The sequence below is a fragment of the Paenibacillus sp. FSL W8-0194 genome, assembly GCF_037969745.1.
In the GTDB taxonomy this organism is placed as follows: domain Bacteria; phylum Bacillota; class Bacilli; order Paenibacillales; family Paenibacillaceae; genus Paenibacillus_AQ; species Paenibacillus_AQ cookii.
This window is the reverse complement of sequence record NZ_CP150205.1, coordinates 2297881-2318391: the sequence shown is the minus strand read 5'-3', so window position 1 is coordinate 2318391 and position 20511 is coordinate 2297881. Positions and strand designations below refer to the sequence as shown.

At 55.2% G+C, this 20511-nt stretch carries 15 protein-coding genes and 1 pseudogene; 2 read left to right on the top strand and 14 right to left on the bottom strand.

Annotated features, from left to right (window positions below):
- Positions 1-33: 33 nt before the first annotated feature.
- Complete coding sequence (locus MKY58_RS10340) at positions 34-2349, bottom strand: excinuclease ABC subunit UvrA (RefSeq protein ID WP_339324452.1); 2316 nt, start codon at positions 2347-2349, stop codon at positions 34-36.
- A 109-nt stretch (positions 2350-2458) separates the two neighbouring features.
- Between MKY58_RS10340 and MKY58_RS10335 the strand changes: the two genes are divergently transcribed.
- The gene (locus MKY58_RS10335) at positions 2459-3406 is read left to right on the top strand and encodes a YafY family protein (protein ID WP_339324451.1); all 948 of its coding nucleotides are present in this window, start codon (positions 2459-2461) and stop codon (positions 3404-3406) included.
- 71 nt (positions 3407-3477) lie between these two features.
- Here the strand turns inward: MKY58_RS10335 and MKY58_RS10330 are convergent, their stop codons facing one another.
- The 3 genes from MKY58_RS10330 to MKY58_RS10320 all read right to left on the bottom strand — a co-directional run bounded on the left by MKY58_RS10330 (position 3478) and on the right by MKY58_RS10320 (position 6653).
- Positions 3478-4254 carry a nucleotidyltransferase domain-containing protein gene (locus MKY58_RS10330; protein ID WP_339324450.1) on the bottom strand — a complete coding sequence of 259 codons (777 nt, stop codon included), beginning with the start codon at positions 4252-4254 and terminating at the stop codon, positions 3478-3480.
- A 190-nt stretch (positions 4255-4444) separates the two neighbouring features.
- Positions 4445-5629, bottom strand: a complete 1185-nt coding sequence (locus tag MKY58_RS10325; protein ID WP_339324449.1) for a GIY-YIG nuclease family protein — start codon at positions 5627-5629, stop codon at positions 4445-4447.
- Positions 5630-5654: 25 nt separating this feature from the next.
- On the bottom strand, positions 5655-6653 hold the full coding sequence (locus tag MKY58_RS10320) for an SMI1/KNR4 family protein (protein ID WP_339324448.1): 999 nt from the start codon (positions 6651-6653) through the stop codon (positions 5655-5657).
- Between the two features lie 168 nt (positions 6654-6821).
- On the opposite strand from MKY58_RS10320, the gene MKY58_RS10315 reads away from it, so the two are divergent.
- Positions 6822-7595: a hypothetical protein gene (locus tag MKY58_RS10315; RefSeq protein ID WP_339324447.1), complete on the top strand. Its 774-nt coding sequence runs from the start codon at positions 6822-6824 to the stop codon at positions 7593-7595.
- A gap of 195 nt (positions 7596-7790) precedes the next feature.
- On the opposite strand, the gene MKY58_RS10310 is transcribed toward MKY58_RS10315, so the two are convergent.
- The 10 genes and pseudogenes from MKY58_RS10310 to MKY58_RS10265 all read right to left on the bottom strand — a co-directional run.
- Positions 7791-8054 carry a hypothetical protein gene (locus MKY58_RS10310; protein WP_339324446.1) on the bottom strand — a complete coding sequence of 88 codons (264 nt, stop codon included), beginning with the start codon at positions 8052-8054 and terminating at the stop codon, positions 7791-7793.
- A 291-nt stretch (positions 8055-8345) separates the two neighbouring features.
- A complete protein-coding gene (locus tag MKY58_RS10305) occupies positions 8346-9011 on the bottom strand; it encodes a spermine/spermidine synthase (RefSeq protein ID WP_339324445.1) in 666 nt (221 codons plus the stop codon).
- Between the two features lie 148 nt (positions 9012-9159).
- A complete protein-coding gene (locus MKY58_RS10300; RefSeq protein WP_339324444.1) occupies positions 9160-10383 on the bottom strand; it encodes a VWA domain-containing protein in 1224 nt (407 codons plus the stop codon).
- A gap of 3 nt (positions 10384-10386) precedes the next feature.
- Entirely contained in the window at positions 10387-12789 is a 2403-nt protein-coding gene (locus tag MKY58_RS10295) for a DUF5682 family protein (RefSeq protein WP_339324443.1), read from the bottom strand.
- Positions 12786-13886, bottom strand: a complete 1101-nt coding sequence (locus MKY58_RS10290; RefSeq protein ID WP_339324442.1) for an AAA family ATPase — start codon at positions 13884-13886, stop codon at positions 12786-12788. Before MKY58_RS10290 ends, MKY58_RS10295 begins: the two co-directional genes overlap by 4 nt.
- Positions 13887-13902: 16 nt before the next feature.
- Positions 13903-15759 carry a HEAT repeat domain-containing protein gene (locus tag MKY58_RS10285; protein WP_339324441.1) on the bottom strand — a complete coding sequence of 619 codons (1857 nt, stop codon included), beginning with the start codon at positions 15757-15759 and terminating at the stop codon, positions 13903-13905.
- Between the two features lie 27 nt (positions 15760-15786).
- A complete protein-coding gene (locus MKY58_RS10280) occupies positions 15787-17220 on the bottom strand; it encodes an SWIM zinc finger family protein (RefSeq protein WP_339324440.1) in 1434 nt (477 codons plus the stop codon).
- Between the two features lie 319 nt (positions 17221-17539).
- On the bottom strand, positions 17540-18589 hold the full coding sequence (locus MKY58_RS10275; protein ID WP_339324439.1) for a hypothetical protein: 1050 nt from the start codon (positions 18587-18589) through the stop codon (positions 17540-17542).
- Positions 18590-18728: 139 nt separating this feature from the next.
- On the bottom strand, positions 18729-19988 hold the full coding sequence (locus MKY58_RS10270) for a stalk domain-containing protein (protein ID WP_339324438.1): 1260 nt from the start codon (positions 19986-19988) through the stop codon (positions 18729-18731).
- A 246-nt stretch (positions 19989-20234) separates the two neighbouring features.
- Positions 20235-20438: pseudogene (locus MKY58_RS10265) on the bottom strand (GyrI-like domain-containing protein); the annotation flags it as partial.
- Positions 20439-20511: the final 73 nt, after the last annotated feature.

The following is a 20511-nucleotide window of genomic DNA, read 5'->3' as shown; positions in this document are numbered from 1 at the left end:
ACGTGTCGAAACAGGGTTCCCGCGGGCTAACCCCTATCGTTTGGGCGGAGTCCCCGAACCGCTTGCGCCTTGTCCATCTTGAAGATATTTTTTCAAATACCTCCCCGTAACCGATCTTTCGCATGCAAGGATGTCTTCCGGCGTCCCCGAAAATACGATCTCTCCCCCCTCCTGTCCCGCTCCGGGTCCCATATCGATGATCCAATCGGCCCTGCTGATCAGGTCGAGGTGATGCTCGATGACCACCACGGTACAACCTTGATCCGTCAAACGGTCCAGCATCCGCATCAGCTGCCGGATATCCGACAAATGAAGCCCCGTCGACGGCTCGTCCAAAACGTACATCCCTCCTTGACGTTCCATCTCTTTTGCAAGTTTGATCCTTTGCAGCTCCCCTCCGGACAATGTGCTGAGCGGCTGGCCAAGCGTCAAATAGGCTGTTCCCGCTTCGCGGAGACGGGCCAGAATCGCCAGGATATCGGGTTCCGCAAAAAAGTTACCCGCTTCTTCCACGGACATGCGAAGCACGTCGCTGATGGTTTTCCCGTCTACCGTATAGGAAAGCACCTCGATTTTAAACCGCTGTCCCCCGCAAACCTCGCATACCGTTTCCACGGAATCCATAAACGCCAGGTCGGTCGTTACGAGCCCCGTCCCTTTGCATTCCGGGCAAGCTCCCCGGGAGTTGAAGCTGAATAGGGAAATATCCGCCCGATTGCGTTTGGCGAACAGCGTCCGAATGAGATCGAACATGCCCGTGAACGTCGCTAGATTCGAACGGCTCGAGGCATGCACCGCATCCTGATTGACATAGACGGCATCCGGCGCGTACCGGGGGAGGATTTGATTGATGAGCGTGCTTTTCCCCGATCCGGCTACGCCCGTTACGACCGTCATGACGCCTTGGGGAATGCGGACGCTGACGTTTTTCAGATTATGCAGGTTCGCGCCCTGAATGGACAGCCACCCGGATGGGGATCGGATTGCCTGTTTTAGCGCGGGTTTCTCCTTCAGGAATTTCCCCGTCAGCGTATCCGACGCCAGCAGCCCCTGGAAATCCCCTTCGTAAACCACGTTCCCGCCGTGGATGCCCGCCCTTGGCCCCATATCGATGACATGATCCGCGATCCGAATGACGTCCGGATCATGCTCGACGATGATCACGGTATTGCCTTTGTCTCTCAATTGCTTGAGGAGCTCGTTGATGTTGCGAACGTCATGCGGATGCAAGCCGATGCTGGGCTCGTCAAAAATATATGCAAGATCGGTCAGGCTGCTCCCGAGCTGGCGGACCATCTTGATCCGCTGGGATTCCCCGCCCGACAAGGTGGCCGTTTCGCGGCTCAAAGTCAAATATCCCAACCCGACGAAAAGCATCTGCCGCAAACGGAACCTCAGCGCCTCGACGATGGTCGAGACGATCGGATCATGAATCATGCCCAAAAAATCGATGAGATCGCTGACCTGCATCGCAGTGCAGTCGGCGATGTTTTTCCCTTGAATCCGGCATTTCAGCACTTCGGCATTTAATCTTGCGCCGCCGCATGCCGGGCACGTCCCCCGTCTGACCACACGCTCGATATCCTCCTTGTACAGCTCGGCATCCCTTAGATCTTTGCTGAGAAAGCTGCGAACGATTCGGGGAACGACTCCTTCGTACGTAGAGGTTGGCGGCCATCCTTCCGTCGGATGCGGAGGTTTGAAGCCCGACTTGTACAGCAGCGTATCCCACTCCTCCTCCGTGAAATCCTTCAGTTTTTTGTCGTTGTCGAACAAACCCGTGCAAACGTAACGCTTCCAGCGAAAATCGCCGGGCCTGAACGTCGGGAAACGAATGGCTCCTTCGTTTAAGGATTTGTCCCTGTCAATGAGCTGGTCGATATCGATCTCTTTGGCGGTCCCAAGCCCTTCGCATTTCGGGCACATGCCTTTCGGATTGTTGAACGAAAAGACTTCAGCTTCGCCGGCGAAAGGTTTTCCGATCCGGGAAAACAACAACCGCAGCAGCGAGTAGATATCCGTGATGGTCCCAACGGTCGAACGCGAATTCCCGCCGATCCGTTTCTGGCTGATGACGACGGCTACCGGCAAATTGGCGATGGCATCCGCATTCGGCTGCCCGTAATGGGGCATCCGGTGGCGCACAAAACTCGAGTAAGTTTCGTTTAACTGGCGCTGCGATTCCGCGGCGATCGTATCGAAAACAAGCGTCGACTTGCCGGAACCGGAAACGCCGGTAAACACCGTGATCCGTTTTTTCGGAACCGATACGTCGACATCCTTTAAATTTTTCCCTTTTGCTCCGACGATGCGGATGTGATCTTGTTCGTCAGGTCGATGCCTTTTCATCGTTTGTCCTCCTCTTTCGTCCTTTGATCCTTTATCAGTCCTAGCATATACTTTAAACATGACAATAGCTGTCTAGTTTAAACAAAATGCCACCCGGAGGAGAGGGATCATGTCCAAAACCAAGCTGCTGTTCGATCTCATCATGTACGTCAATTCCAAACGCCATTTTACGGCCCAGGACGTCGCCCATGAATTCGGGGTATCCGTCCGGACGGCTCATCGTTATTTGATGGAAATCAGCGAATTGGGCGTTCCCGTCTATACCGAGCAGGGCCGAAACGGCGGGTACCGGACGTTGAACAACCGGATGCTGCCGCCGGTATCGTTTGACGAAAACGAAGCGCTCGCCATATTTTTCGCGTTCCGCTCACTCAGGCATTACGATTCGCTGCCCTTTGATGCCGACATCGACTCCGCATCGAGAAAATTGTTTGCTCTCCTGCCGGCGGACGTGAAACCGAAAATCAACCGGCTAGAACATGTGCTGTCTTTCTGGAATCCGAAACGAAGCGTCAAAGCCCCTTATTTGAAGGAACTCATCGAAGCCGCCGTGGAGCGCCGAATCGTCTGCATGACGTACCGTTCCAAATCGGGAGCCCGAACAAGGAATGCCGTGCCGATCGGCGTATACGCCAATGACGGATTATGGTATATGCCCGCCTGCGACGTGGACAAAGGCAACGTGCGCCTGTTTCGCGTAGACCGGATCCAATCGCTTCAGATCTCGGATGAAACCTATGAAGTGCATACCGGACTTATGGAATGGCTTGAAAATTATACGGTATCTTCCCCTGTCCGACTGGTGGTCGAGTTGACCGAAGAGGGCATGCGGCAATGCCAAAGCTACCCCTGGTGCGATCCGGTCCCCCTTGGGGAAGGGATTGGAAACAGGGCGGCCGGCAAAATCGATACGGTCATTGACCGCGGCGACGTCGGGTATACGGCCGCTTTTTTCGCCGGGTTGGGAAAGGAAGCCAGAGTGCTGGAACCGCAGGAAGTCATCGACTTGATCCGGACGCATGCTGAAACGCTGCTGCATCAATATTCGCAAGTTTAGGCGTGGCAGAACGAAAAAAAGCGGCCGATCCCTAAAGACCGGCCGCTTCGCCCTTGCCTATGCTCCTATGTTCATCCGAAATTCCATACGATTTTTAAATATTTCCGGAACAGCTCGTCCAGCATCAGGGTAGGATCTTCAAGCTCGGAATGCGCGGACCGCGCAAAAGCCGTCAAATGTTCGATCTCCTTTTCGATGAACTCATGGATGACCTCCACCCGATGATCGAGGTCCAATTCCTCGCCGGCGATTTTCCGCTTCAGCAAATCTTCGATGGCCGCCTTCAGCTCCGGCTCCGTAACCAAATCGCCGACCAGGTCCTGAAACAAAATCGGCGGGTTCGCGTTGTATTTTTCAACCCATTTGCAGGCTAGAATCGGCCTGAGCACATAAAAATACTTTTTGATTTTCACCTGCTCCCCCTGCAAATAGCCCCGAAAATTTCCCGTCGCCATATGCAAATAATGATGCACGGAAGCCCTTGGAGAAAACACCCGGTCTCTTAACGCAAGCATGTCTTCCTTAAAACCGTAGGCTTCGTAATACCGGATATCCGAACCGAGCCACTCCAGCAGCGGCGGGTTCGATTTCCGAAACAGTTTCAGCGCTTTCCGGATATCCCAGCCGTTGATGTCCAGCTGCTCGTTGATCGGCACCTCGATGACGTCCCGTTTCTCGTCGATGGACAAATACCATTCCGGCCGATGGATATAGACGAATCGCACGTCGTAGTCGCTATCCCGGGACGGAAAGCCCCAAGCCCGGCTTCCCGATTCGACCGCAAACAAAATCTTGACCTGATGCTCCCGTTCGATTTCATGAATTTTATCCACGATGACTTCTTTCAATCGTTTTCTCTCCTATTCTGTAAAGAACTGCGTCCCCTGCCCCTTTGCCAGGGAGTCAGGGGAATCACTTTCCGTTTTCTTTTGGCCGTTTGTCCCTTCTGGTTTGGTCCGTTTACCACTTCCCGGATTGTTTCGATGACCCGCGACTGCTCTTTTACAATGCTCTGCAGCCGCTTCACCTCCAACCGGGTTATCCATCATCGTATTCGTCCATCCCGTTAGGTATGCCCGACATTAATGAATGCAAAGCATCGGCTAATGCCGACGACGATTCCGATTCGAGCCATTCATCCGGGATGAGCAAAGCTTGGCGGGGATGGGCCTGCACATAACTGTAGAGGATCTGGGCTTCGTCGATCTCGTCTTTGCCGACTTCCGACGTAAACGCCCACTCCTTTTGCTTGAAATAAGCCTGGACCAGTACGTTGGCTTCTTTTTCCAGCCGCTGCGCCTCCTTTTCGGTTCCGATGGAAAACACCCGGCTAAAGAGAACGGTATGCCTCTTGACGAGAAAAAGCTTGATCGCGTTTTGGTCCACAGGTTCGTAAAGAAGCACATTGGGGTTGTTTCCGGCAAAGCCGATGATTTTCTCTTTCCGCTCCAAAAATCGGATCGCCTGCAGCACGTCCCTGTATCGGGCAGCCGCTTCAAAATCAAAGCGTTCGGCTGCCGCCGCCATTTCCCGCTCCACCTCATCGCAAAGGCTCCGGTCGGTGCCTTTAAGCATCCCGATAAACCGGTCCATCCTTTCCTGGTATTCCGCCAACTTCGGACCGCCCAGGCACATGCCCAGGCACAGACCGATGTCGTGGTTCAAACAGGGCGCGTTTGCCGCTGCCGCGGGACTGCAGGCGATTTTGAAGGATTCCAAAATCGTTTGCACCGCTTTTTGGACCGCAAGTTCGCTTGCCGGATAAGGGCCAAACACTTCGTCTCCCGGAGCCGCCATTGGCTGGCGGGTCGTCTCGAAATGGCGCAGCCCCGCCGATGCCGGGATGACGATATATGCGTACGAAGCAGGGTTTTTCATTTTCCGGTTGTACATCGGCTTGAATTTATGAATCAGGCTGCATTCCAGCAGCAAAGCTTCGAATTCGGTATCCGTCCGGATGATCTCCAAATCCTGTACATGCTGGACGAGCCTTTTGATTTTGGGCGCATGGGACTTGGAGCGATGGAAATACGAACTCACCCTGTTTTTTAAATGCTTGGACTTTCCGACATATAAAATGCCGCCGCGGGCATCTTTCATGATATATACGCCGGGCGCGTCGGGAAGACGCCGGAGCTTGTCTGTCAACACGGAGCCGGCCGTTTTTCCGGGATCGGTTTCGGTTGGGTGACCGGCAAGACCGTTTATGCGTTTTCCGCTCATAATGCTCCCCTTTCCCCCGCGGGCCTTAATATTCGATGGCATCCATCAGGCCAAGATTCCGGTTCGATTCCCTCAACAATTCCATGAAGGAATCCGCGACGTAATAAACAAAATCCGGATCATGCACGTAGCTGATGACTTGCCCGTAGGTTCCCTGCTCGGACGGATCGAGGTCAAGCATCAAATAAACGGAGCCCCCGGCCATCGTCGCAAACGGCAGCCATTTCTCATGAAATAAAAAAGGTTTGATCTCCGGATCCAGCTTTCGGACCTCCTCTTCGGAATAATGCTCTGCCAGCAATTCGTCCCGTTCGCAAAAATAGCTTTTGGTCTCTTTGATTTCGTCCAAGGACATCAAATAAAACGGCATGCCCTCATCCGATTCGCCATCGCCCGGGTACAAAACGTGAAACGCATACCCGCTGCCGTCCTTCCGGCGATAAAAAGCGCGGAAATCCTCGGGCAGCAGCCCGAATTTCGCCTCGAACGCAGCCAATTGCTGTTCATCCGCTCCGGGGCGTTGCTGATAGCTTGCATGCAGCTCCTGAATGTCGGCGTCCGCGGCTTTTTCCTTTAGCAAAACATCGAGCTCGGCCATGAGGGGATCCAACTGTTCCGATATATACTCGCGGTAACCCCAGAACGCTTCTTCTTCGCCGCCGTTCTCCAGCAAAATCATGACCGCGTAAGAGATGAGATCCAGCCACCGTTCCATCCGGGCGACCTGCTCGTCCGCAATCAGGCCGTTGCGGCGCAAAACTCCGTCCGGCTCCACCGCCCATGCCCGGGCCAAATGGGTGATGCTCCACAAGCAGGCGATGAGCTCCCGGTTTAACGCCGGCTTGCCAAGCTCTCCGGAAAGCGCGCGCACAACAGCCATGAGTTCATGGAAATAGCTCTCCTGGAGTTCCCCGCTGAACGGCCTCAAACTTCCGAGAAAACCGTACGTCATTTTATGGTGCCGCACATTTTCATGGGCAAAAGCATGGCATTGTAATAACTGTATAGCAGATGAAGCGTCCATATGGATTTCCCCCCCATTGATTTCCATGTTTCAATATTTTCTTCCTTATTTTCACATTTTTATTGACCCTATGACTCGCTTTTAGTATTATATATACAAATCTTGTAATTATTAGGAGGTGAAGTCGAAATAGACGAATTCATCGAAATCGATGAGATGGACCTTGACGTGGTCACGAAAATGCTGAAAATGACTTACTCCTTCGAATTATGGGACAAGCTATTGGAATTATCGGATTCGCTTTACAAGCGGGTTCAAAGCCTCTATGAAAATCAACAAGGTACCTCTGACCAATTTTTGAAGCCTTCCCGCCATCTGGTCTATTACTATGGATATAGTCTACTCATGAAAGGCCTGGCTTACAAGGAGCTCGAGCATTACGGCGAAGCTTTGCGATGCATCGACCAGTATGCCGATTTAAGCTGGTTCCAGCCTTTGGACGAGGAAGCGCTGCAGGAAATTCGCTACTACAAGTTCATCTCCGAGCCGAACAGGCTGGAAGTGCTGCTGCTTTCAGGCGAAAGCGACATCCTCCCGCACTACGTTGAATTTCTGCTTCGCAACCCCAAGGAAGTGCTGCCCGGACTGATGTCGATCCTGAAGACGGCCAACAAATTCAGTCTCAATATCGATCATGTACTTACGTTGTTCTCCGGGCAAATCTCGGACCTGCTTCACAGCAGCTCGCAAGGCGTGATCGACACCGCATACCTCCATAACTTCCTGCTCGGGATCATCAAGTACAAAATCGCCCACGCCGATTACAACGCCGCAATCGATTACACGTTAAGACTGCTTACCTCTACCGATAAGACGGAAAACGATAAGTATTATAAGCAGGCCATTGTTTATTTTGAGTCCCTTCGACCATTTGCAAGTCCGGAACAAGTCGACACATTTCATTTGCATATTGCCAATATTATGGAAAGGGTTGTGATTTGAATGAAAAAGCTTATCCTGTCCGCCATTCTTGTATTGTCCGTCATCAGCGTCGTTCCGGTTTCGGCCGCTCCCGGCACAGGCATCGTCACTCCGCTGGATCACGGCGCAGAACATTGATGCACCAAGCAACCTAGATCGATGCGCTATGAAAAATCATCTGCAGACAAGATCTCTGCAGATGATTTTTTTCGTTCGTTAAGCCACCGCATACTGGATAATGATCGCTAGCTCCACCGTCTTCTGGGCCAACTCTTTGACGCCTCCCTCGGAATCGATCGCATGGATGTTTAATTGATCGCTGTCATCCAAGGTAACAAGAATCAACCGCCCATTTTGATAGGTTGAAACAAGCTGTCCATGCAGGTTGGAACGAAGCGGGACTTTTTTCAGCAATTGTTGCGTTTTGACGTCATACAGATCGCCCCGAAGCCCCGTATCGTCATCTTCTTCAACCGACATCACCTTTTGCCGCCGTCCAGAAAAAACAAGCTGCGGTCGGATGCGGCCACAAGTTGCGTTGGCTTCGATCCGGCTGGAATAATCGTCCTTTGCTGCTTTTGGTATCTAAAAACGCAAAAAGGCAGATATCCTGCCTTCATGCGAAAAACTTTATCCAAACTTTCCCATCCATCAAAAAGCCAATGTTGCCGCCGGTTGCCTTGCAAAAGCAAATGCCGCCCTTGGCATGATGAAGCACGGTATCCGCCGTGTCGGTGTCAAAACCGTTTGGAGTGAGAGAAGAAACACGGGTTAATGTATGCTTTTTGGCGAAGAAGCCAAATAAACATAGTCGGGTTCCCCCCGCTGCTGGGGAATCTGCAGTGCTTCGACGTCATGGAAAAACCGTTTCAAATATTCAGCGAATTCCGGCGACGCCCCGGCGCTCCAATAGGATACGGCGCCATGCGGACGAAGCAGCCGGATGGCCGCCTTTATGCCTTGCTCCGAATAAAGTCCCGTATTTGACGCCGACACGGTCCAATCCGGTCCGTTATCAATGTCGAGGCAAATGGCATCGTAGGAAGCATCGGTTTCATTCATCCATTTTACCAGGTCGGTATGAATCACATTCGTGCGCGGGTCATCCAGCGCGTGGCCGGAATACGGAGCCAAATGCTTCCGGTTCCAACGAATGATCGCTTCCTCAATCTCGACGACATCCACCTGCTCCACTCTCGAATCCGATAAAGCTTCTTCCAGCGAAAACCCGACCCCCAACCCGCCGATCAGCACTTTGCGCGGATATGGGCATTGGCGGAGCGCGCTGCTCACCAGCAGCCTTTCCGACTCTCCGTTGTACGTGGCCATCAGGAAAGTGCCGTTGTAGATGATCTCAAAGTGATTTTCCCTTTTCTGAAGCTGGATATCTCCCCGATCCGTGTGACTGCGTTCTATGATTTCCGGTGCGTAATTCATGGTACCTACCTCCTGCCCTAGAAAATGTTCATCAACTCTGCCATTCTCCATTATAACCCTACAGGGACGCAGGAAGTCCAATCCAAAGCTTAATAAATCCGTTCACTTCGCTTATAAAAGATAAAGAGGCGCATCTGCTGCAGCAATGTTAAACGCCCGATTTGCCTTGGGTATCCAGCCGCTTTGCCAGCTCCGCCAAGTCCTGCCCTTTTAAAGCGCCTTCCACCAATTGCGGCAGCATCGCAGGCGTACAAGCAAAACAAGGCGTCCCGTCCTTGGACAACACCCGCGCAAGCCGTTCGTCGTAAAACGGTTTGCCTTCATCGGACAAAGCGAGGAGGCCGAGCGTTTTGACCCCGGCTTCCCTCATCTCCCGCATGCGGCGGATAAGCCTGGACTGGTTGCCGCCTTCATAAAGGTCGGAAATGAGGATGAACAGCGTTTTTTTCGGTTCCTTGATGAACTGCTCGCAGTATGCCACGGATTTGTCGATATTCGTGCCGCCGCCAAGCTGAATGCCGAACAGCATATCCACCGGATCGCTGGCGCATTGCTCGGTCAGGTCGACGACCTCCGTGTCAAACACGACAACGCGGGTATCCAGCGCAGGAATGCTGGCAAAAATAGAGCCGATCACCGACGCCCAGATCACCGATTCGGCCATCGAACCGCTTTGGTCGATGTCGACGATAACCGTCCATTCCTTGTTTCGTTTCGCCCGGTCAAAATAATAAAACTTTTCGGGTATGATCCGTTTGCGCTCGACGTCATAATGCTTCAGGTTCCGCTGGATCGTCCGTTTCCAGTCGATCCCGCTAAGGGACGGCAGCGGCGTATGCCGCCTCCGGTTCAGCGCGCCGGTGACCGCCCTTTGAAGCTCATGGCTCATGCGTTTCACCAGTTCGTCCACCACTGCCTGCACAAGCATGCGGGCGGTGTCTTTGGTCTGCTCCGGAATTTTCCCTTTCAGCGAAAGCAGCGTTCCGACGAGCTGGATGTCCGGCTTGACGCTGGCCAGCACCTCCGGCTCGAACAAAAGCTGCTTCCAACCTTTGCGCTCCATGGCATCGTTTTGAATGACGGACACGACGTCCTCCGGAAAAAACGTGCGCACGTCCCCCAGCCATTGCGCCAGCCGGGGAGCGGATTTCCCCCTTCCCGCGCCGCGGGCGCCAGACCCGGCACCCGGCAGGCCTTCTCCTCCATCTTCCGTCCGGTCATAAATGGCCGCCAGCGCCCGATCCATGATCAACTCGTCGCTGCTCAGCTCCAACATGCCGTTTTGGCCATACCGGCTAAGTTCCCCTTCGGCGGCTTCGCCCAGAATAAGCCGCCAACGGGATAACGGCTGACGATTTACGGTGTCGGCCATGGCCTAAAAATCCTCGAAATCAAAATCGTTAATTTCATCCAGCATCCGGGCTTCTTCCTCCTTAAGATCGTCCATGACGATTTCCGCCGCCTGCTCCGGCTCGACGCCCCACAACTCTCCGAGCAGTTCGGCAACCATTGTTTTTTCTTTCGGGCTGAAGGCGCTGAATGCGCGGCGCAAAAATACGAGCGCACGCTTGAACTCCTCATCCTCCAGCGTGGAAATGTATTCGTCAAGCTGCTGCCATAAGCTCATGCGCGACAGCAGCGCGTAACGATTGCGCAGCGCTAGCCCTTCGAACCATCCCGCGCCCAGTTCGGCGGGGATTCCCGGCGACAGCCGCCGCGACACCTCCGCGGCGCACTGCTCCGCCGAAAGCTCGCCCCGCTCCAGCAGCATGGCGCAGGCCAGTCCCGAGAGCAGGGGATTGGCGTCGTCCCGGTCGGACAGTCTGGCCAGCTCCCGAACCCAAAGCCCGTCATCGACCTCGCCGCTATGTTCCGAAGCGATGTGGTTCAATTCGTTCATCGCGGCGGCCATCGGCTTGGCTGCCTCGTCATTGCACTGGCTTGCCTCGTATAAATACAGGCAAGCGCGAAGGAACAGCTGCTGAAGCAGCGGGACGAGCGGGGCCGTATCGATTCTGCGCACGCCGCCAAAACGGACGAGCTGCGACAGCTTTCTCGCCGCCTCCGCGATTTCGGCGACGTTCTGGTTCTGCACGGCCAGCTTTTGAAGCGCCGACCGGCCCGCTTCCATCTGGTGGATCATGCCGCATTCATATGCCGCCGTGATGAGCTCGGATGCCTCCTTGATCGTGGAACAGAATTCCAGCCTCTGCTGCAGAACAAATGCCGCGGCGGTTTCCACGGTTTCGCCCAGCAAATTCGATTCCACCACTTCGATTTCCACTTCGGGCGACCACTGAACGATCCAATGCTCCGCCCAGGCCGCCTGTTCCTCGCCCCTGGCTTTGGCCTTCACAAAATGGATGCCGAGCAGGGATAACCGGTGGAACCAAAATGATCGGTTCAAGTCGAGAAACGCCGCATCCTTTGAAGACACTCTCCGGTTTTCCCGCAGATCCAAAGTAAGGTCGGCGGCAACCGCCGTTTTATACTTCTCCAGCTTGAGCCGTTTGAGCTGCCGGTTCATGTCTTCCTGAATCGGCGTTTGGCTGACGCCCTCGGCCAATGATCCGATCGCCGTGCCCACCTCCGCTTTCGCAAGCGATTCGGCGACCACGGACAACTCCCCCCGGCCCAGCAGCGTTTTGGCTGCATCCCTCAGGTCCATGAGCGTCGGGGCGAGACCGTCATGAAGGGCCGCCAAAGATTCCGCAAACCTGACCGCTTCGATCACCTCGGCCGTCGAACGGTGCGTGCCCGCTGATCTCAAATCGGCGGCGACGGATGCCAGATAACGATGCGGCAGCTCCTGGAGCGTTCCGCGCCGCATATGTTCCCACATCATCTCAAAATAGTACGGGGCGACGTTTCCTGCCCCATAACCCGTCAACGACGACAGCTTCAAATACGAGTACGGCATCAGCGTCAGCTTCGTTTTGCGTGAAGGAAGGAGCTTCATCTCTTCATCGCTCATCGCATTGGCAAGGTCGCCGAGGGCGGAAGCATGGTAAGCCCCGCAAACGACGACAATCCGGTCGGGGCTGTGCCCAGCCGCGATGGCATCCGCGATCTGCCGGCACATATAGGCTTCGCGAATCGCGTTATAAGCGTATTCCCCCCGCCGGGACGTTTGCTCCGACTCCTCCGTCAGCTCGCGCATGCGTTCGGAATAAGCCAATATCGTTTGGCGGTACGCGTCAGGGCTTAAGTTATGTTCAAAATTCCGCTCCCAGTACGTGTCAAAATCAGGCTCCCCTGATATTTTCGCGATTCGATCATATAGAGACGATGCCGTCATTTCGTTTCCTTCATCCGCGTCGGACCGTCCATCTTCTGGCCCTTCGGCGCCTCGGCCGGCGGTTTCTGCCGGAGCCGGCAAGTCGGAATTTTCGTCTTCCCGTAAGCCGGCAGGAGTTGCCGCAGCCGAACCACGGATATCCTTCAGTCCGATCACGGAGGACGAAGGCAAGTCGATGAACGCGCAGTACGCCCCATGTTTCCGTGCCCACAGCATCGCTTGATATTCCGGCGAATATGCCGCAAACGGCCATAAAGCGGTACGGACCGGAAGCTCCTCGGTAAAGGCCAGCATCGCGACGGGCGGTTTCGTCGATGCGTTCGTCAAATGCGCGATTTCGGCAGTGGCGTCCGAGGGGCCTTCGATCAACACGGCCGTCGGCTGTGCCTGATCGAGAAAGTCGGCGACATGATAAGCGCCGGCCGGCGACAGGTGCCGGACGCCGAAAATGTGCACGCCAGCGCCGCGGGCCGTCTTCATGAATTCATCTCCTTGCAGGCGGCATAAAGGCCTCTCCAGCTTGCTCCCCGCTTTTTCATCACGTTGTCCAAATATTCCTTCCAGACGAGACGGTCTTTGTCGTCGTCTTTAACGATCGCGCCCTGCAAGCCCGCAGCCAGATCCCCGTCCGTGATGTGGCCGCTTCCGAAGCTGGCTGCCAGCGCCATGCTGTTGGTGAGGAGCGAAATGGCCTCCGCCGTCGAGATCACCCCGGCCGGTGATTTGACCTTTTCTTTTTTGTCGAGCGTCATGCCACTGCGCAGCTCCCGGAAGATCGTCACGACCTTGAGCAGCGCCTCGTCCGCCGGAACCGCCGCCTGGAGGTCGTAGGAGGCGGCAATTTCGGAAACGCGTTTTTTCACGATTTCCATCTCCGTTTCCAGATCCGCCGGCGCCGGCAAAACGATCATATTAAACCGCCGCTTCAGCGCCGTCGACATTTCGTTGACGCCGCGGTCGCGGGTGTTCGCCGTCGCGATGACGCTGAATCCTTTGCGCGCGTTCAGCTCCTTGCCGAGTTCAGGGATCGATATCGTTTTTTCCGACAAGATGGAAATCAAGGCATCCTGAACCTCGGACGCGCAGCGGGATATCTCCTCAAAACGTGCGATCCCGCCTTCCTCCATCGCCCGCATGATCGGGCTTTTCACCAGCGCTTCGGGCGTAGGCCCCTGGGCGAGGAGCATGGCGTAGTTCCAGGAATAACGGACCTGCTCCTCCGTCGTTCCCGCCGTCCCCTGCACCACCAAACCCGAGTTGCCGTAAATGGCGGCGGCCAGGTTTTCGGACAGCCACGATTTGGCGGTCCCCGGTTCGCCGATCAGCAGCAGCGCCCGGTCCGTGACCAGCGTCGCAATGGCCATTTCGACGATGCGCGGGTTTCCGATGTATTTGGGCGTGATGACCTGCTTGCCGGCGGTCCCGCCGACGATAAACTTGAGCACCGACTGCGGAGACATTTGCCACCCCGCCGGAATTTTCCCCTGATCCTCGCGGATCAAAGCCTGCAGCTCATCTTGGTATAAAAGCTCCGCAGGCTTGCGCATGATGTCCTGCATCGTGGATTCGTTACTCATTGCCTATTCGCTCCTTTTATGATCGATTGGATGACTCCATCGTTTTCAAAACGTATTCCAGCTGTTCAGCGCTCGCGGACCCGAATTTAGGCAACGCCGCTCGGATTCGGTCCGCGTACGACGCGGGGAGCCGGCAGAGCTGATCGAAAAGGAACGGCTCGATTTCGCGGCATTCCGTATTCCTGTCGTCTTCAACGGCCCGAACCAGCGCTTCATGAAGCTCTTCTCCCGATACGCCTGCGCGAACAAGCCCCATGACGGCCAAGTTCGCAAACCGGTTGCGGAACTCCGGCGATCGCTTCAGCTTATCGAGCAAATAGGAAGCCGCCTCCGCGTGTCCCGGGCGCGCAAACGCGCTGACCAGCGCCAGGCGGTCGAGGGCGATGAAATGATCGAGCCAGCGCGGATCCCACTTGCCGGCCATCTCCTCCTGCGGCAGCATCTCCACATGGTAGGTATATCCCGTTTCGCCGTAGGACCAGCTTTGTTCGATTTCCCGATACCTTCGGATGACTACCATATCTTCGATCGTATCCATCAGTTGTTTGGCAAAGTTGGCGCTCCGGCTCAGGGACGAGGCTTTCGCCCGCTCCTCCAGGATACTCCCGAATGCTTCAAACAACCGTTCCGGAGGCAGCACGGGCAGCGCTTTTTTGAAAATATCGCGGGCAAACGAAGCCGTTTGGGCATGTTTTTTCAAGTCGAGTTCGACCGCCGCCCGGACGAGCTGCCGTCCTTCTTCGGAATGCTCATGCTGTATGTACGCCATCGCTTCGTTAGCCAAAAACGCCCAGCCCAGTTTATACATGTACAGCTTGTAATTCCTCATCACATCCATATAAAGCCGGCCAAGTTCGGGGCTTGTTTTTTGATGCAGCGCCCAGAGGTAACGTTTTACCTCGTTCCAGACGTTTGCCATCTCCTCTTGGCTTGGGGTCCCTTCCCTTACCGATGTCACGAGTTCCGACAAATCGCGGACCAGCCAGCCGTTCAGCAGCTCCGACCGGGATTGCATGACGGACGACGAGACCGTCTCGCGGTCTTTTCCCATAAAAGCCTCGTATAAACGTTCGGCCGCGCTTTCCCGGTCGGAGGCCGCAAGCGCCTGAAAAGCCGCTTCGCGGATGCTCTTTTTCTTGTCGCGGCTGAAATCCAGCAGCGCCTGCTCATATTCGGGATGGCCCGCCAAAAGCCGGATGGCCGTCGTGCGAACCTCGTCCGAACCTGAGACGGACGCTTCATAAACGACGTCGAGCACGTCTTTTCCGCCGTTTCTGGCGATGACGGTCAGTTTGCGGGCCTCAAGCTTGCCTCCATCAGGCCGGAAGCTTTCGAGCAGATGCGGCACGATGTCCGGACCGTAGGACGGCAAGATGTCGTTCATGGCAAACTCCGCGATCTCCACATAGGGATCGTTCAACGCTTCGATCGCTAGCGGGACCAGGCGAACATCGCGAAACAGCCCTTCGCGGAACGCTTCGACGATGACTTCGTGGCGTCCGCCGCCCCGTGTCGTCAGCGCCGTGCGGACCGCGGAAAGCTTGCGGTAAGAAAGATTCGCCTCCAACCGGACGGGCTGCGTTCGCAGCGGAGCCGTTTCGCCCTCCGCGGCCCCTTTCCCTTGGGTGCGCAGCACCGACTGCAGCAGAAGATTCACGTCCTGCAACCGGCGGGCCGTATCCGTCCCTGCGCCTTCGTCGATCAAAGCGGCGATGCCTTCGGCCAGCTTTTTAAACACCGGGGCCCGCTCCCCCAGCTGTTCAAAGGACGGCAGCAGCCGTTTCAATCTATAATCACCGGCTGCCAAATCGCTCCCCGCGATATACAGGCGCCGGATTTCTTCATTCAGCTCCATCAGCAATGCTTGGCTCATTTTTGCATGTTCCTCCCATTCGGCTCGTTAGTAAAGCAAGCGTACCAGCTCTCGTTCGTTGACGATGCTCAGCGGCTGGACAACCAGTCTTCCGCTCCGCATCTCGTGGTTAAACATCCCTAGCAGGGCAACGTCCCGCAAATGTTCTTCGGCCAAATACTTCAGCAGGTGAACGGTCCCGTCTTCGAGCACGTCGCGAAGCTCAAGCGTTTCCCCTTGGGCATCCACGATGAAAATCCGGCCGTTCGAATCGGTCACGATGCTTTCCGCACGGAGCAGCACGACGGGATTCGGATCTCCAAGCGGATTTTTAAGCTGGTTTTTCACCTTTTTGACGACCTCGGCATAAGACGCGGCGGCGTGCCGGCGAATCCGGCCCATGTCGCTTTCCGTAAGCGGTCTGGAAGCGAAGGACTCGTACCGGACCCTGCGGTTCAGGTCGCCGGGATAGCGGTAAAGCTCCGGCACCGCGGCCACCTCGAAAAAGCTGTCGTCCTCCCGCATCAATTTTGCCGCTTTGTATGGGCGGTACTGGACCGTGAAGTGGATTTCCCCGTTGTCCATCTGCATCCAATAACCGCAATCGACGAATTCCTGGCGGGAAACGTCGTCATAGCTGATGAATGAAAGCTGGATCAGTTCCGCATCGGATACGGCAAGCCCCGCCTCTTTAAGTTCCGTCAGCTGCCATGCGTGACCCAGCCACTCTTCGATCGTGGATTCATGGTCCGGCGCAAGCTCCGGATCTTCCAGCCTGGCGTTCAAATGGGCCCGGCCCTTCTTAATGAAGGCATGGATGACGGCAAGCTGCTCCGCCGCCCGCGAATACGCGTCTTCCCGGTCTTCCTTCGCCGATAAAAGCAAATGAAGCTTGCGCAGCTGAATTTGGGCGCCGCTCAAATAATGGCTTCCCATTTGTTTCACGTGCTCCTGAACGGCTTTAAGCTCTTTGGCGTCCAAGGTGCCCAGGCCGCGGCGGATCAGCGAATGCGTCAGCTTCTCAAGCAGCTCCAAGCCTTCCAGCTGCGCCAGGATTTTTTTCTTCAAAGCCGCTTTATTGGTTTTTTTCGGTTTGGCCGGCGTCCCGGCTGCCGCTTCCTTCGCTTTTTTCTCTTCCCGTTTCTCCGCCTTCTCCCGTTTGGCCGCCAGATCGTCCGGGATTTGCGCCGCCGCGAACGGCTTGCCTTCGGCATAAGCGTAGAGCAGGCCCAGGACATGCTTGCAAGGGAACTGCCGGCTCGGACAGCTGCATCGCATGACCGGCTTATCCGGTGTGACAAAATCGGCCGAAGGCGTATAAGGCGTTTTCCCGCTTCCCTGGCATTCCCCAAAAAGCACCTGACCGTCTTCGGATCGGTGCAGCCCGGTAAACTTCCCTTTTTTATTCAGATCTCTCCCGTTTTTTATCGCAGCGCTGTTCGACGCAAGTGAGTCGATCCAAGTTTCCGTGATCTCAATCAAACGTTTCCCCTCCACCATCGCTCTGTTTACAGATCAACCAAATTTATGATATTAACCCTCATATCTAAATCATACCTAATAATTGCGGCTGTCCCTACCCTCTAAAGACCCAATTAAGAACATACATTCTTATTCCGAAATCCAATGAAAACAGGTAATTGCAAGCTCTCCCCTTATCGAATCCAGCCTGTTATCACAAATTCCTGAAGATAACATCCCTTCATATCCCTTGAAATTGCGTATTTATGAAATCGGCAATAAAAAAAGACTGCCGGAGTCCCAGCAATCCCATAGAACATCATCAGAGTGGTATTGACGATTATTCTTTGCCCGTGATTTCCGGGTTCGCATGCATGATGCTTTCGGCGATCTGCCGCAGCTTCGGCAAAAAACGCAACCCCTCTTCGGCGCGGCTAAGCAAATCCCCGCTCGAATGGATGCCTAAATCCGCCAGGAAACGGGCAAAAAAAGGTTCGTTCGCGCGGCGTACCTCCGCCTTCGCGTCAATCGACAAAATGTGGTGGCAGCGCGCATGCGTGACCGCCATCCAAAAAACCGCTTCGCGGGGATTTCCGCTTCGGATCAATTCAAGGCTGCCGTCAATGGCAATCGTTTTTGCCCCGCGCGTGATGTCCGAGCTGAACGCTAGCGGCGTCCGGGCCGCGGCGGCCGCAGCCTCAAAACACCGTTCAAGCCCTTCCAGATGACGCTCCGCCAATCCAGCGGTCCAGCCGCTGCATCCCAAAAATCCGAGCAATTCCGGGTACGCACCATCAAATCCGTAGTCCTCAAGCACGCGGCGGGCTGCCAAATATCTCAGCCTTACCGTCGGGTTGCGGAGCGCGGCGACCAAAAGGACATGCGTCATCACCCCCGTCGGAAACAGCCAAGGCATAACCAGCTCGAACAAAGGAGCTGACGGATTCAGCGACCTTAGCCCTTGGTCCACCCGATTCCACGCCTCCTCGCAGCGGAGTTTCACCCATTTTTCATCCGCAAATTTTTCGGAAACCTGCCGCTGCAGCTGATGCAAATATCCGCTCGGGTCATCGATCACCGCAGGCAGGCGGAAACTGCCCGCCAGATGGTAGGAGCCTAACACTTGTTCCGCCGAAGCCAGCTGATTGAAGGGCAGGTAGGTGATCTCGATCAGGGTATCCTTGTAAATCATCTTTCCCGGCTTCGGCGGAACCGTCTCCCCACTGAGGACCACGACAACATCGACGTCCGAACCCGTCGGCAGCGCCTCCTGCTCCGGCCTTCCCACCGTCGAGCCGCTGAAATAGGCCCCAATATAACCCGCCTGCATGCAGGCATGTTCCCGGACCCACTCGGCAGCCCGTTTTCGCGCCGTTCCGATCGTAATCATCCGACCCCACCTCCAGTTTTTTTACCGCTCATTCTTACGCGAAACCTTACCGGTGCTCCCGATGCAGGCGAAGGCAGCCTCCGTCTCCCAAAGGCTGCCTTCGCCTCCAATTTCCAAAATTGTCCCTGCGTTCAATACTTCAATCGTTATCCACGTAAAAATTGCGGTCGCCGATTTGGATGTCCTGCGGGTTGGGTTTCCCGTCTTTTCCCGCGTGGACGAAAAACACGAAACGTTCCGTTTTGCCGTCGGAAAATTTAAGCGTGATCGTATTGCCCGAGATGTCGTACGTTCCCGTGCCGCTTACGCCCGATGAGGAATTGGTTGTGCCTGCCCCCGTATCCAGCGTCCCCAAAGCGAGATTGTCGCTTTTGAACGTGCCGTCCGTTTGGAAGGTGATCCACTCTTCCCAAGCCGAAGAGGCCGAATTGGCGCCGGCCATGCCCGAATAACCCCGGTAGACGTAGCTGCCGCTAAGCTTGAAATGGGCTGCGACGGGTTTTACGGGCTCCAGCTGAACGTCCTCGATGAATAGGTTTCCTTTGGCCGACACCCGGATCGCATAGGACTTGCCGTTATTTAACGTCAGGCGGTTATTTTTGATGCTGTAGGCGCTGCAGGCCTGCTTGGAGCTGGAGCAGTCGATCGTTTCCGGCCCGCCGGAGACGGGCTCGCCTACGACGACTTTTTGCCCCGGAAGGAACGTGTAATAATCCCAGCATGCACCGCCGCATTCGTAACCTCCCGGATCGAGCCGCATGCCGACGTACATGCCTTGGAGCTTGTCGAGCTTGACCGGGGAAGCCGGAGCGGTTTCTTCATCGCCGCTTCCGGTCTGTCCCGTTCCGGGAGGATCCTTCGGCGGGTTCGATGTCGTCATGTCCCCGTTTTTAGCGAGTATTTCCGCAGCCTGCTCTTTGGTGAGGCCAAGCTGGCTCAGCATTTGCTCTGAAAATATCGTGATTTCGCGGTTTTTGGGATCCCACACCACTAAACCGCCCGTCGCCTCCCCCACGAACCGCAGCGGTACCAAGGTATTCCCTCGGACGACCCGGGCGGGCTTATCGAGCTTGATTTCTTTCCCGTTTAAAACGGCCTTTGTGCTGCCTACCTTCAAAGTGAACGACATGGAACCTTTTTGTCCCGTAATCGTTTGGTTCTGCTGATTCCATGTCAATGCAATGCCCATCGTTTCAAACAAAGGGCGCATCTGGACCAGCGTCGAACCGCCGTCCAGCAGCGGATCGACCGAAAAGGATACCCATTGCGTATCGACCGCCACCTTGATCGGTGCCGCCGCAGCCGCATAAGCCTGCTTCATTCCCCAAACACCGGTTGCCAGCAGCAACGCGAAGAACAGCAGCAATCCGGCGCCGGTTTTCTTATAAACAGCTCGCATGTTTTGCCTTCACTCCTTTTCCTGCGTATTCGCTTGAGACGTTTTTGCCGCGTCGACCAGCCGTACGCATCCATCATCAGGCTATTCACGACTTTTTCCAATTATATCCTGAATTTTTCGGTATGGGGCTGGACCGCAGCCGCATTTTGGCCAAAAAAAACATAGGCCTGAAGTTGTCTTTACTTCCAGCCTATGCACCTATTTCATCATAGGGAAATACGCAAAGCAGCCTTTTACATTGTCCTGTCAATCCTTGATTTTTTGGACCTCGGCCAGGTCATATCCGGATTTCGGCAGCCGGCTTCCGTATATATGATCAAAAGCATTGCCCAAAGAATCCAGCTTGCCTTTATGGGCGACGACCACGTACTCCCTTTTTGGAATCGTCCTGGCCGCAATCGATTCCGGCAGATCTTCGACGCTTCTCACGGGAACGCAAGCCATGTACGTAAAAACTTCCGAGCCGACTCTCTTCTAATAAAAACAGCCCGGGCGGAAATGATTTTCCGTCCCGGGCCGGCAT